Here is a 1,813-nt window from a genome sequence, read left to right as displayed (position 1 = left end):
GACCGAGACACTGTCGCCCGTCCGTTCTGACCCCTTCGGCATTGCCGCCTCGTGTCACGCAACGCACGGCATCCAGTCCATCAATGCTACCCCGGTTCCGCCGCTCCCGTTCGAAAATGTGGGTAATCGGAAGCGTCACCGGACGCTTACTATGAGCGAGCATCCCCGATCAACTGTTCAGGCTGACGATCGGCGAAACGGACGGCTCCCAATCCGACAAACGGGTGTGAAACCCAGGAGGCCCGCGGGCTGCCGTCCGCCGGAGAAAGATAGGCGATCGGCGACAGACAGGAGGCCCCGACTGTTGAGAGGATGGGGCTATGACAAAGAAGACGTCGAACCGGTTTTCGCCTGAGGTCCGGCAGCGAGCGGTACGTATGGTGCTGGACCATGGTGGCGACCATGCCTCCCAGTGGGCCGCGATCGGCTCAATCGCGGCCAAGATCGGCTGCACGGCCGAGACGCTGCGGAAATGGGTGCGGCAGGGCGAGCACGACACGGGACAGCGGCTTGGCACGGCGACGGAGGAGCGCGAGCGCATCAAGGCGCTGGAGCGTGAGGTCCGCGAACTGCGGCAGGCTAACGAGATTCTGCGGAAGGCGTCCGCTTATTTTGCGATGGCGGAGCTCGACCGCCGATCGAAGCCATGATCGCCTTCATCGACGATCAGCGCGAGGTCTACGGTGTCGAGCCGGTCTGCGGGATGCTGCGGATCGCTCCGTCGATCTACCATGCCCATGTCGCGCGACGTACCGACCCAGCGCGGGCCTCGCCCCGAGCCCGGCAGGACTTGGTGCTCATGGAGCAGATCCGGCAGGTGCATGCGGCCAACTTCGGGGTCTACGGTGCCCGCAAGGTCTGGCGGCAGCTTGCCCGGGATGGCACCGTGGTAGCCCGCTGCACGGTGGAACGCCTGATGCAGCGGGCGGGCCTGCGTGGCGCCGTCCGCGGCAAGGAAACCAAAACCACGATCGCCGACAAGGCCGCGCCTTGCCCGGCGGATAAGGTGAACCGGCAGTTCCGGGCGCCACAGCCGAACGCCCTGTGGGTGTCGGATTTCACCTACGTGGCGACTTGGCAAGGCTTCGTCTACGTAATTACCCACCCCCTCTGACTTCTGCGGCGTAGCAGTCAGGCCGAGACAGTCATCAGGATGGTGCCAAAGACGCTGGTGTTCGGCGCGAGGCGGGCGGTGTCGACCACGGTGCGCACGTCCGCCTCGCCCTGAGCGGCCCACATCGCACGATAACCGTTGGTGACCTTGCGTTGGATCACGGCGGGACGGAGGTCGCGCTCGCAGGCGTTGTTCGTCGCCCCGACCTGGCCAGGCCAGTCGACAAAGGTCAGCAGCTGGTCGCGCGCTGTACCCATGCGCCGAGGGCCGCCTACCGGGATTGGGTTGAACCTGCCTTTTGATCTTAGAGCCCGCTTGCGAAGTCATGGGGCGGGCAGTCGTCTGCGATTGGGATGAGCGAGGCGGTGAAGCATTAGGCGGGTCGCGGCCAGTGTGACCATCGTCTCGGAGACCTCGGGTAGCGTCTCGTAGTCCTTGGACAGCCGCCGCCACCGGCCGAACCAGCCGAGCGACCTTTCGACCACCCAGCGCCGGGGCTGCACGACGAAGCCGACGCTGCCCGCGACGCGACGGACGATGATCAGCACGATCCCTGCCAGAAAGCAGGCGAGCAAGGCGGCAAGCCGGTTGTAGATGCTGTCGGCGAACACGACCCGGAGCCAGTTGTAGAGCGGCTTCAGGCGCTTCAGCAGGTCGCCAAGGCCATCCGCATCCTGAATGTCGGCCGCATGCACGAGG

1 protein-coding gene, 2 pseudogenes and 1 other annotated feature are annotated in these 1,813 nt (G+C 65.5%); of the genes and pseudogenes, 1 reads left to right on the top strand and 2 read right to left on the bottom strand.

Annotated elements, in window-relative coordinates:
• Positions 1–320 precede the first annotated feature (320 nt).
• Positions 321–1,096, top strand: a pseudogene (locus H7965_RS29700) (IS3 family transposase); the annotation flags it as partial.
• Positions 605–721, top strand: a sequence feature (AL1L pseudoknot). Its footprint overlaps the pseudogene before it by 117 nt.
• 35 nt (positions 1,097–1,131) lie before the next feature.
• Here the strand turns inward: H7965_RS29700 and H7965_RS29695 are convergent.
• Positions 1,132–1,374 (bottom strand): annotated as a pseudogene (locus H7965_RS29695) (IS66 family transposase); the annotation flags it as partial.
• A gap of 63 nt (positions 1,375–1,437) precedes the next feature.
• On the bottom strand, positions 1,438–1,813 hold a 376-nt coding region (locus H7965_RS29690; RefSeq protein ID WP_186774070.1), incomplete at its 5' end, for a transposase.

It is taken from the genome of Siccirubricoccus deserti, from assembly GCF_014283215.1.
GTDB lineage: Bacteria > Pseudomonadota > Alphaproteobacteria > Acetobacterales > Acetobacteraceae > Siccirubricoccus > Siccirubricoccus deserti.
Note: the sequence above shows the minus strand (reverse complement) of the source record. Positions and strands in the feature narration are given on the sequence as shown.